16 protein-coding genes are annotated in these 20,216 nt (G+C 46.1%); 10 read left to right on the forward strand and 6 right to left on the reverse strand.

Translation table 11 applies throughout. From position 1 onward, the window contains the following. The 4 genes from LCF57_RS21110 (at position 1) to LCF57_RS21125 (ending at position 7,240) form a co-directional block, all read left to right on the forward strand. Entirely contained in the window at positions 1–768 is a 768-nt protein-coding gene (locus tag LCF57_RS21110) for an ABC transporter permease (protein WP_226002447.1), read from the forward strand. Positions 769–798: 30 nt separating this feature from the next. Then, a complete protein-coding gene (locus LCF57_RS21115; RefSeq protein ID WP_226002448.1) occupies positions 799–3,978 on the forward strand; it encodes a lantibiotic dehydratase in 3,180 nt (1,059 codons plus the stop codon). Between the two features lie 92 nt (positions 3,979–4,070). Then, entirely contained in the window at positions 4,071–5,861 is a 1,791-nt protein-coding gene (locus LCF57_RS21120; protein ID WP_226002449.1) for an ABC transporter ATP-binding protein, read from the forward strand. Then, a complete protein-coding gene (locus LCF57_RS21125; RefSeq protein WP_226002450.1) occupies positions 5,858–7,240 on the forward strand; it encodes a lanthionine synthetase C family protein in 1,383 nt (460 codons plus the stop codon). The genes LCF57_RS21120 and LCF57_RS21125 overlap by 4 nt, the downstream gene beginning before the upstream one ends. A gap of 119 nt (positions 7,241–7,359) precedes the next feature. On the opposite strand, the gene LCF57_RS21130 is transcribed toward LCF57_RS21125, so the two are convergent. Both LCF57_RS21130 and LCF57_RS21135 read right to left on the reverse strand, forming a co-directional pair. Beyond that, positions 7,360–7,698, reverse strand: coding sequence for a cellulase family glycosylhydrolase (locus tag LCF57_RS21130; RefSeq protein ID WP_226002451.1), 339 nt, complete (start codon positions 7,696–7,698; stop codon positions 7,360–7,362). Beyond that, positions 7,679–8,002: a cellulase family glycosylhydrolase gene (locus tag LCF57_RS21135; protein ID WP_318840741.1), complete on the reverse strand. Its 324-nt coding sequence runs from the start codon at positions 8,000–8,002 to the stop codon at positions 7,679–7,681. Before LCF57_RS21135 ends, LCF57_RS21130 begins: the two co-directional genes overlap by 20 nt. 279 nt (positions 8,003–8,281) lie before the next feature. Between LCF57_RS21135 and LCF57_RS21140 the strand changes: the two genes are divergently transcribed. The 3 genes from LCF57_RS21140 to LCF57_RS21150 are packed head-to-tail and all read left to right on the forward strand — an operon-like array spanning position 8,282 to position 11,220. Further along, the gene (locus LCF57_RS21140) at positions 8,282–9,514 is read left to right on the forward strand and encodes an ABC transporter substrate-binding protein (RefSeq protein WP_226002452.1); all 1,233 of its coding nucleotides are present in this window, start codon (positions 8,282–8,284) and stop codon (positions 9,512–9,514) included. A gap of 15 nt (positions 9,515–9,529) precedes the next feature. Then, on the forward strand, positions 9,530–10,396 hold the full coding sequence (locus LCF57_RS21145) for a carbohydrate ABC transporter permease (RefSeq protein WP_226002453.1): 867 nt from the start codon (positions 9,530–9,532) through the stop codon (positions 10,394–10,396). Further along, positions 10,396–11,220, forward strand: a complete 825-nt coding sequence (locus tag LCF57_RS21150; protein WP_226002454.1) for a carbohydrate ABC transporter permease — start codon at positions 10,396–10,398, stop codon at positions 11,218–11,220. The genes LCF57_RS21145 and LCF57_RS21150 overlap by 1 nt, the downstream gene beginning before the upstream one ends. 102 nt (positions 11,221–11,322) lie before the next feature. On the opposite strand, the gene LCF57_RS21155 is transcribed toward LCF57_RS21150, so the two are convergent. The 3 genes from LCF57_RS21155 to LCF57_RS21165 form a co-directional block, all read right to left on the reverse strand. Continuing rightward, positions 11,323–13,008, reverse strand: a complete 1,686-nt coding sequence (locus tag LCF57_RS21155; protein ID WP_226002455.1) for a DUF4179 domain-containing protein — start codon at positions 13,006–13,008, stop codon at positions 11,323–11,325. After that, on the reverse strand, positions 12,977–13,528 hold the full coding sequence (locus tag LCF57_RS21160) for an RNA polymerase sigma factor (protein WP_226002456.1): 552 nt from the start codon (positions 13,526–13,528) through the stop codon (positions 12,977–12,979). Before LCF57_RS21160 ends, LCF57_RS21155 begins: the two co-directional genes overlap by 32 nt. A gap of 296 nt (positions 13,529–13,824) precedes the next feature. Continuing rightward, entirely contained in the window at positions 13,825–14,832 is a 1,008-nt protein-coding gene (locus LCF57_RS21165; protein ID WP_226002457.1) for an acryloyl-CoA reductase, read from the reverse strand. Between the two features lie 318 nt (positions 14,833–15,150). Between LCF57_RS21165 and LCF57_RS21170 the strand changes: the two genes are divergently transcribed. Both LCF57_RS21170 and LCF57_RS21175 read left to right on the forward strand, forming a co-directional pair. Further along, positions 15,151–16,560, forward strand: a complete 1,410-nt coding sequence (locus LCF57_RS21170) for an MATE family efflux transporter (RefSeq protein ID WP_226002458.1) — start codon at positions 15,151–15,153, stop codon at positions 16,558–16,560. A gap of 223 nt (positions 16,561–16,783) precedes the next feature. After that, positions 16,784–17,797 carry a LacI family DNA-binding transcriptional regulator gene (locus tag LCF57_RS21175; RefSeq protein ID WP_226002459.1) on the forward strand — a complete coding sequence of 338 codons (1,014 nt, stop codon included), beginning with the start codon at positions 16,784–16,786 and terminating at the stop codon, positions 17,795–17,797. Positions 17,798–18,013: 216 nt separating this feature from the next. Here the strand turns inward: LCF57_RS21175 and LCF57_RS21180 are convergent, their stop codons facing one another. After that, the gene (locus LCF57_RS21180; protein WP_226002460.1) at positions 18,014–18,970 is read right to left on the reverse strand and encodes a sugar kinase; all 957 of its coding nucleotides are present in this window, start codon (positions 18,968–18,970) and stop codon (positions 18,014–18,016) included. Between the two features lie 340 nt (positions 18,971–19,310). On the opposite strand from LCF57_RS21180, the gene kduI reads away from it, so the two are divergent. Continuing rightward, on the forward strand, positions 19,311–20,141 hold the full coding sequence (gene kduI, locus LCF57_RS21185; RefSeq protein ID WP_226002461.1) for a 5-dehydro-4-deoxy-D-glucuronate isomerase: 831 nt from the start codon (positions 19,311–19,313) through the stop codon (positions 20,139–20,141). Positions 20,142–20,216: the final 75 nt, after the last annotated feature.

Consider the following 20,216-nt stretch of genomic DNA (forward strand, 5'->3'; position numbering starts at 1 on the left):
ATGCTAGGAATTTGGCGAAGTGAAATGGAACGAATATGGAATCGAAGATCTACTCTTTTATTATATACAATTTTTCTATTGATGGTTATTGCGAATATTGTCAGTCTTAAAATTAATGGAACAATGAAATTCCGCTTTGGCGAAGGGATTGCCACTGTTAATAATCTGAACTTGCCGTGGCTTATGATGAGTGAAATTTCCCTATTTCTGATCCTGGCATTGTTGCCTATTTTGTATGTGGATCAGTTAAGCGGGGATATTCACTCCGGGGCGTATCGTTTATATGTACTGCGTCCATACCGTCGCTTTCAATTTTGGCTTGGAAAACTGTTCGCATTATCGGTCACGACGATCGTTTTTACGGGTACAGCCTTGCTCATAGGCATACTGGCTGGTTGGACTATTTTTCCCCGTAGCTTAACCTTTTTTAAATACGGCTCAGCAGAGGCTTCCACCTCATTAGATGCTATGTCATATACACTTGTGTTTTATTTGGTATTAACGTTGGTTTGCCTGGCAAAGCTCATGCTAAGTAGTGCAGTGTGTTTGTTCATATCCAGACCTTTATTCTCGTTTATTTCTATTTTATTTATATCTATGTTTATCTACCCATTTTACAAGCCACTTGTGATGTTAATAGATCCTTTCCAGCAAATTATGCTTGCTTTAAGAGTGGATGGTTCCATCAGATTCTGGATGTGTCTAATCGTGATTATATTGATTTGTTCGACTATTAGCTTTGTTCGTTGGCAAAAGAAAACAATTTAAACGTTTTCTTAGAACGGAGGTTTAATGGGAATGGAAGAGCATCTTTATAAAACCTTGGATTTTTTTATGCTTCGTACTCCTGTGCTACCTATGGAAGAGTTCGGAAAATGCTTTCTAACCAATGTCGGAGAGACTGAAGGAATCAGACAAGTTGCAATAAATCGTCTTACGGAATTATCTCGTAATCCATTTATTCGTGAAGCGTTAGCTGCCTCCAGCCCTACTCTGCTTGAATCTTTAGTACATATCAGCGATCAGGACAATCCGCGCAAACAGGAACAAGTTATCAAATCCTTTATGCGTTATATCACTAGAATGGCTACACGACCTACGCCGTTCGGATTGTTATCTGGAGTCACTTACGGACAATTCGGAGAGCAGTCTCAGCTCATTTTACAAGAGCCAGATATGTATCGAAAGCGTGCAAGACCGGACATGGAATGGCTAATGAAAGCCGTTGAAATGGTCACAAGCAGTAAGGAGGTTGTCCGCCAGCTGCGGGTTCAGCGTAATACATTAATTTATCGTCAGGGGAACCGGGCTAAAATCCCCTACACGACAAGATGCGGCAGTATAGTCGGTGGAGAAGATCAGAGTGTGTCCGTTCGTGCGACTCAGGTATTTGATTGTGTGATGGAAGCAAGTTCGACCCTCATACCTTATCAGGAACTGGTCAACCATCTACATAAGACATTTGAAAGAGCTGATATCGAGACAATTGACCGTTATGTATGGCAGCTATTTGAGCAAGAGTTTTTGATATCTGAGCTTATTCCTCCTACCACTACTACCGAACCTCTGGATCATATACGATCCGTCTTGAAATTAGTAACGGGTATTGATGAGTTAAAAGAGAATTTTAATAACATCGCGGATACTATTAATAAATATAATCGTCTCCCTATAGGCCAAGGGGAAGATTCGTTGGAGCATTTAAGACGAAAGATGGGCAAAATGTTCAGTGCAAAATCAAGCTTGCAAATCGACCTTTCCCTGGAGGATCGAGGAGTTGTTCTTCCCCAATGTATCCGTAAGGATGTTGAATGTGTTGCCGAATTACTAACTAAGCTTTCGTCGCGAGAGAATAGACCTTTGGATGAATTTTGTATGGAATTTTTGGAAAAGTATGGTCCATATCGGGAGGTTCCTTTGCTGGAGCTTCTTGATGAGGATACAGGGATGGGTGCTCCGGCAGGCTACAAACACCCATTGAGTAACCGAACACGGCTTCAAAACATGTCACCGTCCCAGTCGAGATCACATCAGGAGAAGCTTTTATTTCAATGGTTCGTATCTTGCATTCATGAAGGAAAACATGAAGTGGTACTTACAGATGCCATGATAGACGAAATGTTAAAAGGGCAGAAATCAGGCAAATGGTTGGCAGCACCTTCTATGGAATTGTTTTTTCAGTTGGTCGCCCCTGATCAGCAGGCTGTAGATCGCGGCGAGTATATTTTACTTCTGGCACCTAATCAGGGATCAGACGGGGCGGGAAAGACGTTCGGGAGATTTCTGGATTTGTTTGACGAGCCTTTTACTGATATGTTCTCCAGCATTCAATCGGAAGAGCAACGGTTACAGCCTGAAAAGCTGTTAGCCGAAATATCGTATTTACCCAGTTCGGGAAGATCGGCAAATGTAGTATTAACGAAGCATACTCGCCCCTATGAAATCGCAATAGGAACCAATCATACCCTGCCAAAGGAACAACAGATACATGTTTCGGACCTTGCTGTTGGGGTACGTAATGATCATTTTTATTTGAAGTCGATAAGTCGCAATCGTGAGGTCATTGCTAGGGCTGGACATATGCTCAATGCTGAATTGACTCCTAACATACATCGTTTTCTTTTGGAGGTCAGTGAGGATGGTTATCGCCATTGGTCATCTATGGAGTGGGGATTCGCCACCCATGCTCCTTTTACCCCACGTCTAAGATATAAGCATGTCATTCTCAATCCGGCTACATGGAGAATGACATGGGATGCGGCAACTAGCCTATCCAAGGATATGATTGATTTGGAAAATTTAGTGTTTCAGTTCCAAAAAGAATGGAATCTACCACGTTATGTATATATGATTGAATTAGATAATCGAATCCTGTTGGATATGAATCATCCCTTGCATGTTGAACAGGTTTGTAGAGATCTTCAATCCAAAGGAAAAGTTACTTTAATCGAACACATAGGTGAAGTCGGAGAAACGCCAGTCTCTCGTCACAGTGGACGCTTGGCGGCTGAATTTGTATTTCCATTTATACGTAAACAGGCTGTAGCAACGAACCATTTTGAGGAGGAAGTTGCTGCCACACTGGATAGAAGGCATGAGGATACAAGTCGTCTTTCCTCAGAGGCAACCTGTACTTATCTTCCTGGTGGTCCTTGGTTCTATGCCAAATTATATGGTATGAACAGTCGCCAAGATGAGTTTATTGGTGGTTATTGGGATGAATTTGTGCGGAAGCATCAAGAGGACGGTAACATCCTTCAGGGGTACTTTATCCGATACGCTGATCCAGATAAACATATTCGTGTCCGGTTTAAGCTACCGGAGTTTCAGGAGGGAAACTTGTTTCTTCCCGTGTTTCATCAATGGACAGAGATGCTTTTAAATGAAGGCATGATATCCAGAGTTGTGATCGATACCTATGAGCCAGAAGTAGAGCGTTATGGTGGAAAGAAGCTCATGATGTGGGCAGAACGAATGTTTTCTTGTGACAGTGAAGTGACAGCCAAATTGGTACGTCTCATTAGATTCAACCAGACTTCTTTACAGAAGGACGTTATAGCTATTTTAAGCGTGATCAATCTTCTCTACCAGTTTGGTTACTATAAGGAAGATGCGTTTCAATTCTTAAATCGTCAATTTGATCTCAAAGACTATTTGAAAGACTTTCGCAAGGAACGGAAGTTCTTTTTACAATGGATGGCATCAGATCAGGAAATGACAGCTTCGACTGCATCCAGTCGCGAATCCATAGAAAATATTTTTTATGCAAGAAAAGAAGCAGTAGAGCAATATAATTATATACTCCATGAGCAGGAACGGGAGGGGGGAGCTACCAATACAAGAGAGGATATTATATACAGTGTGATCCATATGCATTTGAACCGATTAATTGGAATTGACAGGGATCGGGAGCGCAAAATAATGATCATGGCCAGACATGCTATGAACAGCCTGGTTCAATATCGGGGGAATCGCTAATGAGTAGCGTACAAAAAAGTACAGATCGGAGGACTTCTTCCATATGGAAGTCTGTACGTCAAGGGCTTAAGCTTTTTGCCTTAGTATTTAGCATGAATAAGGTCTATATGCTTTCTAGCATTTTTTTGCATATCATTCAAGGTGTGATGCCCGTACTTACTTTGGTTATCATGCAAAATTTACTTAATAGTATTGTTTCTTCTAGTCCTAATGATATCTCTATAATTATGCTACAATTTGGTCTCTTTATATTTATTCACGTTTTAAAAAGTCTAGTTACGATGAGTCAGAGTTATGTAGAGGGCGTCCTTGAATCTGTGCTGTCCAAGTCATTAAATATCATGATTGGAGAAAAATCAGGCTACTTGGGACTGGCGGATTATGAAAATTCTCAAATCAACGACCAGCTAAAGCGGGCTTCCCAAGAAGCTTCCTATCGACCTTACCAATTATATACACAAATGGCTGGTATTTTATCTAGTCTAGTTACCATGCTGTCTTCGGCATTTTTACTTTTCTTATGGAAATGGTGGGTTGTGGTTATTCTATTTGTGATTTCACTGGTGTCGGTTTACTCAATTTTTAAGTTAAACAAAGAACAGTTTGAAATCTATATGAATCGTACCCCGTTATATCGACAGTCATGGTATATGACCTATTTGCTTACAAATGATCGTGCGGTCAAAGAAGTGAAGATTTTTAATTTGGGTCCTTATTTACTAAAAAGATATGAGAATTTACTGCAAAGATTTTTTGTAGAAGACAGGCGTATATTGGGTAAAAGAGTTAGAATTACTTTCCTGTACAGTTTGCTTGAACTTTCTGTTCTGTTATGGATAGTGTGGATGGCAATCCAGGAAACCTTTGTGAAAAAAATATTAATAGGGAACTTATATGGCTATATTCAAGCGATTATGCTGACCCAAAGTCAAATGCAGGCACTGATCCAAGGTATTGTTCAATTTTCACAAAATAATTTGTATATGGAGCAGTTATTTGTATTTTTACAGTTGCCTACATCGGACCCCATTCGGCGTCAAAAGGAACAGGCACTTCTGGATCACCCAAAGAGCAGCACCGGATTTTGTATTGAACAAATTTCAATTGAAGGGGTTTCCTTTACATACCCGGGTCAATCGAAGGCTTCTATTCAGGACATGCATTTAACAATGACTAAAGGACAAACGATAGCCATTGTAGGGAAAAATGGATCAGGAAAATCGACGCTTATGAAAATCCTGATGCAGCTTTATTCTGAATATAGTGGCGTCATTAAAATTAACGACCGTCCCGTTCAGGATTATGATCTGCAGCAGGTTCAAGACAAAATTGGAGTCGTGTTTCAAGATTTCATGCATTATGAAATGTCAGCACGTCATAACATTGGGTTTGGATCATTAGGGCGTATGGAGCAGGATGAGGAGCTCATCCATGCAGCCCAGTGCGCAGCTATAGACCAGATTATAGCCAAACTTCCACAAGGTTTGGACACACAGCTTGGTAAATGGTTTGAGGATGGCTACCAACTCTCAGGAGGCCAATGGCAGCGAATAGCAATCGCACGGGCTTTCCTGCGTAAAGCGGATGTGTATATTTTGGATGAGCCAAGTTCCTTCTTGGATCCTGTGGCAGAACAGGATTTGTTGGTATTATTTTTGGAGTTGATGAAGGATAGCATTGGTATTTTTATTACTCATCGGATTTCATCAGCACGTCTGGCACATAAAATTGTGGTAATGGACAATGGTTTAATTGTGGAGCAGGGAACACATAAGGAGCTGATGTTACTCAATGGGCTATACGCAGAGATGTACAACATTCAGGCCAGCTCATTCGGTGAAGAAGCTTCCTTAATTGAAAGCGGAGGGAGGGTGCTAGGATGACGACGACTTCATATATTTGTGATAAATGGATACCCATTAATTTGGATATGAAGGATAAAGTAACTGTAATCTTACAAGAGATTGCCAATCGTTACAAAGACCCCGATCAAGTGCGTATGTATATGAAAAAAACGCCCCCGATAGAGGCTGATGGGATGAAGATGGACCGTTGGTCAGATGAAAGTTTGGGAAGTGGGTTCACGGGCATCTGTTTGTTAATGAGTCAGTTGGATCGACTATACCCTGAGGATGGTTGGGATATTGTAGGACACCAATATTTAGAGCGAATTCGTATGATCGTGGAGCAAAAGGGTGTCCATGACTTATCCCTGTATAGTGGATTATCAGGTATTTTGCTGGCTATTTACTCTTTATCCAGGAAGGGCACACGTTATCAAGGAATGCTTGATTCCCTTGCCTCCTGGTTCGAAGAGGCTGCTTTACCTAGCTTGGCCCTATGTCGGGAGGAATGGGGAAGAGGACAATTACAAATGAGCCAGTATGACGCCATATCAGGCTTTACAGGGATCGGACGCATCGCCATGTTATTTTCTGACCGCCCGACTATGCATACCGTGTGGAACCAGACGATTGAGTTGCTTCAAGTGATGTGCAGCGACCGTACTTGGAATGGACATCTTGTACCTGGATGGTATATTACCTCGGAGAATCAATTTCAGGAGAATGAAAAGAAACAATATCCGCAGGGAAATTTTAATTTAGGGCTTTCGCATGGTATCGCGGGTCCATTAGCTTTTCTGAGCCTGTCTGCCCTTCATGGAGCCGACTTTCCCCCTTTAGTGGACGATATTCACAGACTGGCACAATTTATACATCATTGGCGTGTTCAGGATACCGAGGGCATGATTTGGCCTGGGCGTGTTTCCCTTGAGGAATGGATGGATAACCGTCTGCTGCCTGAAAGCACGCAGTATTATCGTGATTCCTGGTGTTATGGTGTACCGGGCATTGCACGTTCGATCTGGCTGGCGGGACAAGCTGTTCAAAATAAAGATTGGATCGAAACGGGACTACGTGCATACTTGGATATAGAAAAACGGCTCTATCGCAAAGGAGGATTATCTTCTGCGACATTGTGTCATGGTATTGGGGGCTTGCTGCATCTGGTCCAACGTATGTATTCAGATACGGGCCATGAGCAGTTAGGTATGATGCGGGACAGACTGCTAGAAGAAGTACTGGATATGTTCGATGCTAATTCGATGTTTGGCTTTTATGATCATAGCCTCTTGGATGGGAGGTTAGCAGAAGTAGATGAGGCTGGCTTTCTGAATGGAAGTGCTGGAGTTGCATTGGTGTTGGCTTCATTGATAGGGGATGAAAATCCGGATTGGGATGCTGCTTTTCTAATTCGCTAAGATATATCATGTTATTGTCTAACCTAACCTGAACATCATAAAATTAAAAAAAGATCCAGTCGACCATTTGAGGGGCGACTGGATCTTTTTTATAACGAATTTCCTCCCGGGACTCTACCTCAGTAGACGGAAGCCGTCTTCGAGGTGTTCTTGCTGCTGTTGGCATCGTTAAGCACGGTGTTCCCCCATGCCGTCGGCGTTTTCCAATCGCTGCTATTCACGAGAGCTAGCCAAGCGTTCTCACTATTGTTGCCGGTCCAGGACCAGGCCAGATAGCTGATACCTTTTTCTTGAGACTGCATCATGACCTCATAAGGATTCACGGTGGTGCCAAGACTGTTGTTGCCATTATTGTAGTTGTAGCCAAATTCACCCACGATTACCGCCAGCCCCTTGTCTTTGATGGCTTGCAGCTCAGAGCCGATTTTGCTGGAATCGTTATAGTTGGCATAGATCACAATCGTTCGGCAGGCCTGCGTTGCGCAGGGTGGTAATTGCGGTTTTGTAGGCGTCCCGCCATGCGGCATCCGAGAGGTTGTGGTCGCCCCATTCATTGGCTATATTCACGAGGACATACTTCTGGTTATCGGCAAGTATTTTTTTAACGGCTGGCTCGGCGAAATAACGAGCCATGTCGTTCAGACGATTGGCATCGTTGCTGCCGGTAACGTCGTGTAGTTCAACCACGGAAATGAGCTTGAGCTGTTTTGCGCGTTCAATGATTTCTCCCAGTCTTTGCGCCGATCCATTGGTTTGCCACACAATGCGAACGGTGTTGGACTTCGTCGCAGCGATCGCATCCAGTGCCTGATAGGCTTACGCATCAAACCAGATATGAGGGTTGTTTACCCCGCGCATCACCGCCAATTTCCCACGAACCAACCGCCCCCTCCTTTATAGTCCAGTTAATCCTATGTTGGATATGGCTACATATGACACCTATTGTAATGTTGAAATACGGTGTCGTTTCTTTTCCATAAGGGACGGGTATTAATTGTCTAGTCCCGCATAGATTGACATAGGGGAAAAGGAGGTATGAGCATGTGGAAATGGGTTCAAAGACTGTCCGTGTTGGCATCAATCCTGCTGCTTGCCGTTTTTGTAAGCGCGTGCAATAAGGAGGACACTTCAAGCAAGGTGAACATTGAGTTTTTTCAAAACAAGCCGGAGGCCAAGGGCTCCTTCGATAAGCTGATCGCTCAATTCAACCATGAGCATCCCGGTATTGAAGTGACACAGGTGAACCCGCCCGAGGCAGAGACGGTGCTATTGACCCGGGTTGTCAAAAACGATGTACCTGACATTGTGGGGATTGGCGCCACCGACACCTACTCCATTTTGGCACAGAGCGGTATTTTTACGGATTTGGCCAACACCAGGCTACCGACTACCGTAGACCCGATTTACCTCAAAATGCTTAAGGATGTAACCGGGGGCGATCCCGTGTATGGAATTCCTTATGCTGCGAATGCAAATGGTGTGATGTACAACAAAACGCAGTTTAAGGAAATGGGATTACAGGTGCCTAAAACGTGGGATGAACTGATTGCAACGGCGAAAAAGATCAAGGCTGCTGGCAAAATACCGTTTTATTTTACATATAAAGATGATTGGCAAACGAACCTCCCCTTTAATGCACTGGGTCCGAATCTGGTGGGCATTGATTTTTTCCTGCAACGGCGTGAAAACCAGGTCACCTTTCAGGACAAGTACCGCGAGGTTGCACAAAAGCAGCTGGAGCTGTTGAAGTATGGACATGGCGACAACTTTGGCAAAAACTATGCGGACGGCAATCGGGCCTTTGCTAACGGGCAGGGATTGATGTACATCCAGGGCTCATGGGCGATATCTGAAATTCGTAAGGCAAACCCCAAGGTAGAGCTGGGATTTTTCCCGCTACCGACAGGAAACGACGAGCAGGCAGTTAAGCTGGTGTCCGGTATAGATACCCTGCTGGCCGTTTCGGAGAGCAGCTCGCATAAAAAAGAGGCCGAGGAGTTTATTGCCTTCCTGTTGAAGCCGGAGAACAGCAAGCAGTACATCACGGAGCAGACGCTGTTTTCGGCGGTGAAGGGAGTCACGCAGGATGATCCGAGTGTGGCAGAGCTGCTACCGTATTTTAAATCGGGGAGAGTCATTGATTTTGCGGATCACTATATTCCCAAGGCTGTACAGTTGAATTCCATTGTGCAGGCTTTTCTGCAAAATGGGGACATCGACGCTTATTTGGCGAAGCTGGATAGGGAATGGGATAAGGTAGCTAACCGCCGATAGGGAGGAGGATAAGACATGAATAAGCGACTAACGGCTTTTTACTGGATGACCGTGCCGGCGGTGCTATTGTTTTTTATATTTTTAACATTGCCTGCCTTGCAAGGAGTGTATTATTCACTCACCAACTGGAACGGATTTGGTCATCAGTATCACTTTGTAGGGTTTAAAAACTATCTGAATTTGTTTCAGGACGAAAATGTGGGTAACGCCTACTGGTTTACTTTCAAGTTCGCTATTGTAGTTACGATTGCGATTAACATCCTCAGCTTGCTGATTGCCATGGGGCTGAATGCAAAAATCCAGTTTCGTAATTTTTTTCGGGGCATTTATTTTCTGCCTAATATTTTGAGTGTGCTGATCGTTGGGTACATATTCAATTATTTGTTCTCGAACGTGTTTACGATTTGGGGGCAGAATCTGGGCATTACTTCACTCTCGACGAACATCTTGGGCAGCGAGCAGTTGGCCTGGGTGGGGGTAGTGATCGTAGCTGTATGGCAGGGGATTGCCTTTAATACAATTCTGTATCTGGCCGGGCTGCAAACCATTCCGACAAGTCTGTATGAGGCGTCCAATCTGGACGGTGCGGGTAAATGGCGTGAATTCTGGAGCATTACCTTTCCGCTGATTGCTCCGTTTTTTACGATCAATATGGTACTGGCGATGAAAAATTCCCTCATGGTGTTCGATCAGATCGTGGCCTTGACGAATGGCGGGCCGGGAAGGGCAACCCAGTCCATTTCTCACCTGATTTACACTGGAGGTTTTAGAGGCGGAGAATTTGCTTATCAGTCGGCTAACTCTGTCATTTACTTTATTGTGATCGCGATGATTTCCATCTTGCAGCTGCGATTCCTCCAGAGAAGGGAGATGGATAACTAATGAGAACGAGCAGACGTACCAACTGGCCTGTACTGCTTCTGGTGAAGCTGGGGACGATATTTATCCTGTTTCCCCTCTATATGACAGTGACGATTGCACTTAAAAATCCCGAGCAGATGGCGCATTCAGCCTTTGCCTTTCCGACCGAGCTGCATTGGGAAAATTTTAGTCGCGCGGTGGAAATGACCAACTTTTTCAGCGCTTTTCAGAACAGTGTGATGGTCACGACATCGACAGTCATACTGACTTTGCTGACTAATTCCATGGTTGCTTATGCGATTGCCCGTAACATGCAGCGTCGATTTTTTAAAGGATTATATTTTTATTTTGTGAGTGCTATGTTCATTCCGTTCCCGATCATCATGCTGCCGATTGTTAAATTGGCCTCGGGACTTCATATGACCAATCTGTTTGGCCTGGTTATGCTGCATACGGTGTACGGGCTGGCGTTTAATGTGTTCGTCTATGTCGGCTATATCCGTTCCATTCCGGTGGCGCTGGAAGAAGCGGCTACAGTAGACGGAGCGACGACATGGGGCACGTTCTGGCGAATTATTTTTCCGTTGATGGCGCCGATCAGTGCTACCGTTGGGATACTCACCTGCCTGTCCACCTATAACGATTTTCTGCTGCCGCTCATTATAATCAGCGACTCGGAGCAGTACACGCTGCCGCTCGTTCAGTATGTGTTCCAGGGACAGTTCAATACCGACTTCAATCTGGCCTTTGCCTCGTATCTGATGGCCTTGCTGCCGATGATTATTGTCTATCTGATTGCACAAAAATGGATCATCAACGGCGTTACGCAAGGCTCCGTGAAGTAAGCGAAAATAAAATAACTCCATGCCCACCGCAGCTTACTGGAAAAAAGTGTCCCATATACCGCAGTTCACACAGGTATATGGGACACCCTTTTTATAGCATTACTATTCAGATGCTTCGCTTGTATTTGTCAGAGGCTGTAATGGTATAGTTGTCCCTGCCTCTGGGTCGTCCGTCGTGTAGTAGAACATATAGATGGAAGCCTCGGTCCCCTTGAAGTTCTTGTAGACATCAACCGCCTTGTTGTTGCCGTCTCCGTTGAAGTTGGTCGTGATCGGTTTGCCGATAATCCGTTCTTTGCCCAGACCAATATGGGTCTGGTTGATTCCACCAAAACGGGCATCCTCGCTATCGGTTTCCACGAACAGATCCGCTCCTTGTTTATAGTAGGTCCAGTTCACCGGATAGCCGCCAATTTGTGTGGTCAGCGTCTGCCTTTGATCGGAAATATGAGTTAAACGCAGCGGCGTTTTATCATCTGAGTGTATCGTTACTTTGTATTTCCCGGTGAAGGTAACCGGGGTGTCCTTGGTAATGACAAGATCGGACGGTCGCTCAAAACGGATCGTGGTCAGATAAGGTTCGCTATTAGGCGGTGACCATCGGTTACCCTCCAGCGTCTTGCCGTTCACGGAAAGGGAGTATTTTTGATAAGGGATATCGGCAAATTTTTTCTTACTTCTGACCGTGACACGAATTTGTGTGGGCGTGACGATCATATGCTCCATCGTAAAATTTGGATATCCCTTCTCCAGTGGGGTATTCAGCACGGTTTTAATCGTTCCGCTCTCCATTTGTTTTTTGCTTAACTGAAGATCAAATTCGATGGGCCCGTCGATACTTTTTTCCGTTTTGGCATACTGTAGTTTGTAGGTGGTTTGTTCTTCCGGTATATCACTCCGCTTAAAATACTGCTGTGCCGTATATTCTCCATTCTCTCCGGGTTTGCCAAAAGCTCCTCCCGGCTGCGACATCACAGGGATTCCGCCCTTATAGGCCATAATCTGCGGATTATCCCATTTCTTTGGCATGGACGAATCGAAGGTAATTGCGGAGGATAGCATCAGTTTGTCCTTCCCTTGATCAAATGCTTGTACCTTTATGTCATGCAATCCGTCACGACCCAGCGTGAAAGTTTGCGGCTCAGGCGATTGGATATGGAGCGGCAAATCCAGTTCCTGTATGCTGTAAAGCTGCATATGATCTACGGTCAGCTGCATGTTCTCCGTCTCCTGCTGCGGTGTCCAATCGCTTTCAAAGTATCCGTTATACCGCTGGTTTTTGGGATCCCACTGTTGGAAGTTGTATTCCCCGTCACTGCCTTTTTTTGTAGCCTTTTTGAGTGACATACCTTTAACATTCCAAAACTCGTTGTCTGCACGTTTTCCGACCTCCAAGCTATACAGGATCACGGTCCGGTTCTCATCGACAATAGCTGTATGCAGCGTTAGCTTCACTCCGTCTCTGGTCACGGACTGCTCCAGCGGTTGCCCAAGGTTTTGCTTCAATGCTGTCTGGATGCCATTTCTTCCGCGTAGCAGATTGTCCCAGTTGTAGTGGATGGCGGCATAGACAGGAACTGCCACCAGAAGTGCGCTTAGAGAGGCGGCAATAGCTATTTTGCGCCAGTTTCTGTGTCGGCGTGGGGTAACGGTTTCGGAATGGGCCGTCGTGGTAGGTGCAGTATGCCCTGCCTGTTCCATACGGCTCCACATGTTCTCGAAATCGGGATAGGGAACTCCCGCATCTTCATTTAGTTTATGCTTCAAGGTTTCTTCTATTTTGCTCATAGTTGTCTCCTTCCCACTCGGGGAGCTGTACGCCTGCATCCCTCAGTATTCGCTCCATTAACCTAAGTCCTTTGTGTGTCCTTGATTTGACGGTTCCCAGCGGGATTGCCAGCAGTTCGGATATTTCCGCCAGAGTGAAATCATGCATATAGCGAAGTGTCAGCACAGCGCGGATTTTGGCCGGAAGACGATTCATATAAACAGCCCATTCCTCTGCGGATTCGCGCTCCTCCACCAGCCTGTCCACAGGCTTGCTTTCAGTCCCGGTAAATAAATGGGGATTAGCTGACACCTTCATATGCAAGCTGTTCCGGCGTTTAAGGTAATTCAGACAATGGTTTACTGTAATTTTCATAATCCAGGCTTTTAGTTGTTCGATGTGTTCGCGATTGCTGCGAAACAGGGTGATAAATACTTCCTGCGTCAAGTCCTCTGCATCTGACGCATCATGAACCATATAGTAGCAGGTTCGGTATATATCCCGTTGATACCTATCAAACAACTCTCGATTGCTTTCCAATATTCGCTCTCCTTTCTTGTGCAGGTTATCTATATAACAATTGGAGTTCCAAAAAGGTTCATTGTTGTGAAAAAGTAGACGTCCGTGTCGACTGTATTTTGTTTTCCCTCAAATGTACCATGTTTTATCCAGGTTGCTTGCACATCCATTCATTAAGTAACGGTAGAACGAAAAAGAAGCCTGTAAATCTCAAAAATGCAGATTTACAGGCTTCTAAAAATTGAAGTTCAGTGTCAGGGGATGAACACTCTCCACGCAAAACGATATCGACGGATAGCTTACGGATATACTTCCGCTTAATCAGCCAGCCGCACAATCGTTCTTCCTTGCGAGCGGGCAGCAAGGATGTCCTCCAGCGCGCTTGGCAGGTCAGCCAACCCGATCTCGCGCTCAACAAGCTGCTCCAGCCGTTCCGGCTTCCAGTCGCTGCCGAGCCGCTTCCAGATCGCTACGCGGGTGTCGTAAGGGCAGAAGACGGAGTCTATGCCCAGCAGGCTTACGCCGCGCAAAATAAACGGCAGCACCGTAGTAGGCAGCTTGGTGCCTGCCGTCAGGCCGCTCACGGCAACGGAGCCGTTGTAGGCGACTTGGCTGAGCAGCGAAGCGAGCGGCTTTCCGCCTACGGGATCAATGGCCGCTTGCCAGAGCTGCTTGCCCAGCGGGCGGATGCTCTCTGCGCCGTCGTAGACCTCATCGCGGGAGATAACCTCGGCGGCTCCGAGCGCCTTGAGGTAATCGTGCGCATCGGCCTTGCCGCTGCTGGCTACGACATGGTAGCCCCGCTTGTTCAGCAGGGCAATGGCTGCGCCGCCTACACCGCCCGTCGCTCCGGTGACGAGTACTTTGCCCTGATCCGGCGCAACGCCGTTTTGCTCCAGCCGATATAACGACAGGGCTGCGGTGAATCCGGCTGTCCCGTAGATCATCGCCTCTTTCAGTGTGAGTCCGTCCGGAAGCGGAACCACCCAGTCTCCAGGCACACGCGCATATTCGCTGAATCCCCCGAATTGAGATACACCAAATCCGTATCCAGTCACGAGCACTGCTTGTCCTGCGCTGAAGCGGCCATCCTCCGAAGCCACGACCGTTCCAGAGCAGTCTATGCCAGGTACAAACGGATAGGCTTTGACGATATTGCCATCCTTGCGGGCGGCAAGCCCGTCTTTATAATTGATGCTGGAATAAGCGACATGAATCAATACTTCTCCAGCGGGTAAACTGCCAGCTTCCAAAGAGCGTACCTCTGCTTGAACTTCACCGTCCTGCGTCTGATCGACGACCAGGGCTTGAAATGATTGAGTCATTTGTAAAAGCCTCCTTTATTACAGTATGAGCCTTTAAAAATTTAGATTATAACCATCTTCGCAGTCTGTCAGCGGCAATACTCACAGGCTTATCATATATTATACACTTACGCCCTAATTCTGCCGGAAAAGCGAGGATTACGGATCTAATCGTGCCATATTATGTTTCAATAAAGTTCGATAATCAATTGAAAGAAAGTGATAAATGAATTCTTACGCGTTTTGCAATTCTTTTTACGTAAACGGGATGTATTTTCAGAATGACTGTGCTAACATACCCTTTGATCGTTAAATAAATCTATGAAGAAAGGTGAATGAATGACAACCAGAGCACTAAAAAATGGTTCGGTATTGTCCGAAGCCAAGGAACTGAATTTGTTCCGTCTGACATGGCCTATATTCCTTGAATTGTTCCTGTTTATGCTGATGGGAAGCGTCGATACATTCATGCTCAGCTCTGTATCTGATAATGCAGTGTCGGGTGTGGGCGCGTCCAACCAAATTATTTCAATTGCCATCCTTGTACTGGAGGTTATCGGCAACGGCGCTGCTATCGTCGTAGCTCAATATATCGGTTCTAAAAAACTTGTCGAAGCGGCCCAGGTTACGGGCACGGCCATTACATTGAATTTAATGGTTGGTCTATTGCTTAGCGTAATTTTTCTCGTGTTTGGTACTCATATGCTGCAGTGGCTGAACGTCCAAGGAGATATTCTGGCTTATGCAGAATCCTATATAAGTATCGTCGGGGGCGCCATTTTCCTTCAGGCATTGATTAACGCGCTGGCGGCGACCATTCGTACACATGGGTTTACCCGGGAAACGATGTATGTATCGGTGCTAATGAACGTGATCCACGTCGTCGGCAACTATGTTTTGATTTTCGGACATTGGGGAATGCCTGCGCTCGGTGTAGAGGGGGCAGCTATTTCTACGGTAGGCAGCCGCTTTATTTGTCTTTTGATCTTCTTCTGGCTTATGTACCGGGTAACCGAAGTACGTGTGGAGTGGAAATATTACGTCCAATTGTCCAAAAAATTTATCTCTAAAATATTGCGTATTGGTGTGCCATCCGCGCTGGAATCCATTATGTATCAGTCGTGTCAGCTCATATTCACATTATACGTGACTTATCTGGGTGCAGAAGCAATGGCAACGCGTCAATATGCGAATAACATTTCAAGCTATATTTATTTGTTCAGCATGGCAGTCGGTATGGGAACGGCTATCGTGGTGGGAAGGCTCGTGGGAGCCAGACAGAAGGATACAGCCTATAAACGTGTATTAAGCAGTGTAAAATGGGCGCTGCTCGTGACCGTGGTTATTGATGCGGTAGTTATCTTTTTCCGTGTGCCTTTGCTTGGTCTGTTCACCGAAAACCCTGAAATTATCCGTTTGGGAGCACAGGTCATCTTACTTAGCATCCTGCTGGAAAGCGGCCGGACGACGAATATCGTCATTATTAACTCGTTGCGTGCCGCTGGAGATGCCAAGTTCCCGGTCTTTATGGGACTGATCTCCATGGTTTGCATGAGCTTACCGCTTGGTTATCTGCTTGTGTTCAAGCTGGATATGGGACTCGCAGGTGTATGGCTGGCTATTGCCGCTGATGAATGGACTCGTGCCGTCATTATGTATGCTCGCTGGAGAAGCCGTTTGTGGGAAAAGCATGCGCTGGTCGAGCACGATACACCAGATCAGCCTGCAGCTCCGATTCCGGCGCATTGATCTGAGTAGCATTTATGATTACGTGGAGGCAGTTCAAGAGAACATCTTGAGCTGCCTCTTTTTGCTGCATGGGTCACCATCTGTCTGCGCAGTGGCACCACAGGCAACTTTTAAGTTCAGCATATATAATCATGGCATTCATAAATAGAAGTATGGTAAATTTACTAAAAAAAAGATATACTTTTGTTGCACTAACGCAGTACGAAGGACAAGGAGTGTACCGATGAAGAAGCCTACGATTGAAGATGTTGCCCAGAAGGCGGGAGTGTCTAAAAGCACGGTCTCGCAATTTCTGAACAAACGATATAAATATATGAGCGACCAGACCAGAGATCGAATTGCCGAGGTGATTCAGGAGCTGAATTATCAGCCTAATGGGCTGGCCCGCAGCTTGAAGCAAAACCGAACGTTTATGGTGGGTGTTATTGTAGCCAACATTGATTATACGCTGTCGATCCAGTCCATCCGCGCGATTGAGGAGGAATTGCAGCGTTTTGGCATTCAGGTAATCATCTGTAACGCCGACGAAAACCCGGATAAGGAGAGCCAGTATATTGAGATGCTCAAGGCCCGGCAGGTGGACGGTTTAATCATCTTCCCGACAGGCAGGCATGCGGATGTTTACAACCAGCTCATTCGTGAAAAGTACCCGTTGGTATTTCTGGACCGTCTGGTTGACGGGGTGAATACACGCAGCCTGCTGCTGGATAACGAAATGGCGATCAAGCTGGCGATTCAAGAACTGGTATCCCATAAGCATGAGCGGATTGCGCTGATTACCCTGCCGCTTGGAGTGAACCGGATTACGCCACGAGTGGAGCGGCTGAGCGGTTACAAAAAGGCGCTGGAGGAGGCTGGCTTGCCCTTTCGGGAGGAGTACATGCGCAGTGTACCGAGAGAAGAAATCCAGCAGACGCTGAAGGAGCTGTTTCAGCTACCGGAGCCGCCGACTGCGCTGTTGGCGGGCAATGATATCGTGCTGGCAGAAGCGCTGAAATATGTGAATGCCCGCCGCATACGCATTCCGGCTGAGCTATCCATTATCGGAATTGACGATGCGGAGTTTGCCCATATTTACAATCCGCCGATTACGACCATTACGCAGCCGATTGCGGATATGGGGAAGCAGGCGGCCAAGACGCTGCTGTCCAGCATTGAGGAGGGCGGCGAATCGGTTCCGATCATTTACCGTTTTGTGCCGGATATCAATCGGGGAGAATCCGTCAAAACGCTGTAGACGAGCATCGAGTCATACATTATAAAAAAATAGCCCGTATTCCTTGGTACGCCTGAGCACTCATAGGCTGCTCAGGTCACACAAAAGCGAATACGGGCTATTGAAGGTTGAGGCCGATCTTATGATTCGGCCTTATTAAGCTTGTTCTGCTAGCGGTGAAGATCATGCTGGGAATGAACCCGATTGGGAATGAGCCTGACTGAGAATGAACCGGGCCTAATTCGTGCTGGCGCTGAGCAAGAAGGACTCCAGCTCGGCTCGCGTCGGATAGCCGTCCATGTCTCCAGCTGACATGACGGCCAGCGCGCCAAGGGCATTACCGCGCTTGACTGCTTCGGCCAAAGGCAAGCCCTCCAGCAGCGCGCTGATAACACCTGCGGCAAAGCCGTCACCAGCCCCGACGGTATCCACGACATGATCCACGCGGAAGCGTTTGACATATCCCTCTGCATCCACAGATTTGTAATAGGCGCCTTCCGTTCCCAGCTTGATAATGACCAGCGAGGTGCCGCGGTCAAGGTAAAACGAGGCGATATCCTCAGGCGAGGTGTAGCCTGTTAATATTTTACCCTCATGAATGCCTGGCAACAGCCAGTCACAGCCCTCAGAAGCCTCGTTAATTGCTTCCACCATCGTTGGTGTGTCAGGCCATAGTTTGGGTCTGAGATTGGGATCGAAGGATACCGTTTTCCCTGCTTTTTTCATAAATTGCTTCGCATGGCGGGCGAAGTCACGGCATTCAGGGGAAAGTGCGACAGAAATACCTGTAAAGTGCAGGTGACGAGCCCCGGCAAAGTAGGCTTCGTTAAAATCAGCGATGCTCAGTGTGGAAGCAGCGGAATGCTTGCGGAAATACTCCACCTCAGGGTCTCCACTGGTGACTTTGGATTTAATCAGCATTCCGGTAGAGTTTTCCTTGGTAAACATGACGTTCTGGGTGTCAATTTTCTCCTGGCGCAGCGCATCGGCAATGAACTTGCCGAACGTATCCTCGCCAAGTTTGGTCACGAGTCCCGCGCGTAGTCCCAAACGCGCCAAACCGGCCGAAACATTCGTCTCCGCCCCGGCCAGCGCTTTGGTGAATGAACGTACCTCATCCAGAGAGCCTGCTTCATTGGCATAAAACATGGCCATCGGTTCTCCAAAGGTAACAGCATCCAATGTTGCGGTCATTTGAATTCCTCCTTGTGTTTAGTAAACTAAATCTGTAAGCGTATGCACCAACTGAATAAATTGAAATTATCACATAAATCGGTTTTTCACAATGAGGAAGTTGATATATTTAATAAAAACTTTTTGGGTAATGTAGATAAAAAAATATGAATTTGTTTATCAAAAGGTAAAAAACGTGTAAAAGTTCGTGAATAATCAGGATTTTTCAAGGTGTGATGAAGTTTTGGGTTGACACCCTCTTAGATAATAATTACAATTCTAGCTAAGAAGTAGAGTTAGAAACCGCTTTTATAACAATTCCATTGATAAAAAAATTTATCTAAACAGGAGGAATGTTTTTATGGAAATGCGTTATTCAACTCATCCCGAACATGCCAAGCATTTTACGACTGAAGAGTTGCGTCAGCACTATCTGATTCAGGATCTGTTTGTGCCTGAGGAAGTAAAGCTGGTCTATACACATGAAGATCGTGTTATTATCGGGGGCATTTATCCCGTGAATAAATCTGTTGCGCTGGAAGGCAGCGATCAAATCAAAGCGGAAACCTTCCTGGAGCGCCGCGAGCTGGGGATTTTTAATGTTGGCGGTAGCGGCACGGTCAAGGTAGACGGTGACACCTACGAGTTGGACACGAAAGACTGCCTCTACGTAGGCAAAGGTGGCAAGGAGTTGATCTTTGAAAGCGATTCCAGTGAAAAGCCTGCAAAATTTTATATCGTCTCGGCCTTGGCTCATACGACTTATCCGACAAAGAAGCAGTCTTTTGCCGATGTGCCGTCTGAAAGTCTGGGTTCGCAGGAAACGGCCAATAATCGTACGCTGCGTCGCTTTATTCATGATGAAGGCATTCAAAGCTGTCAATTGGTTATGGGCATGACGACGCTGGAGAACGGCAGTGTGTGGAATTCCATGCCGACACATGTGCATGATCGCCGTATGGAAGTGTATTTCTACTTTGAGCTGGAAGAGAACGCCAGAATGTTTCACCTGATGGGTGAGCCGAACGAAACGCGCCATCTGGTGATGAAGAATGATGAAGCGGTTATTTCTCCGCCTTGGTCGATCCACTGCGGTGCGGCTACGGGCAGCTATACCTTTATTTGGGGCATGGCCGGTGAAAATAAAACATACAAAGACATGGATCAGGTAGCCATGAGCGAGTTGCGTTAATCCGTTCGGCGTTTGGAAGCGGAGACCTGCAAGCAGCTAATGATACATGGTCATTCCATTGGTGGAAAGGATCAG

This window comes from Paenibacillus sp. BJ-4, assembly GCF_020404765.1.
GTDB lineage: Bacteria > Bacillota > Bacilli > Paenibacillales > Paenibacillaceae > Paenibacillus.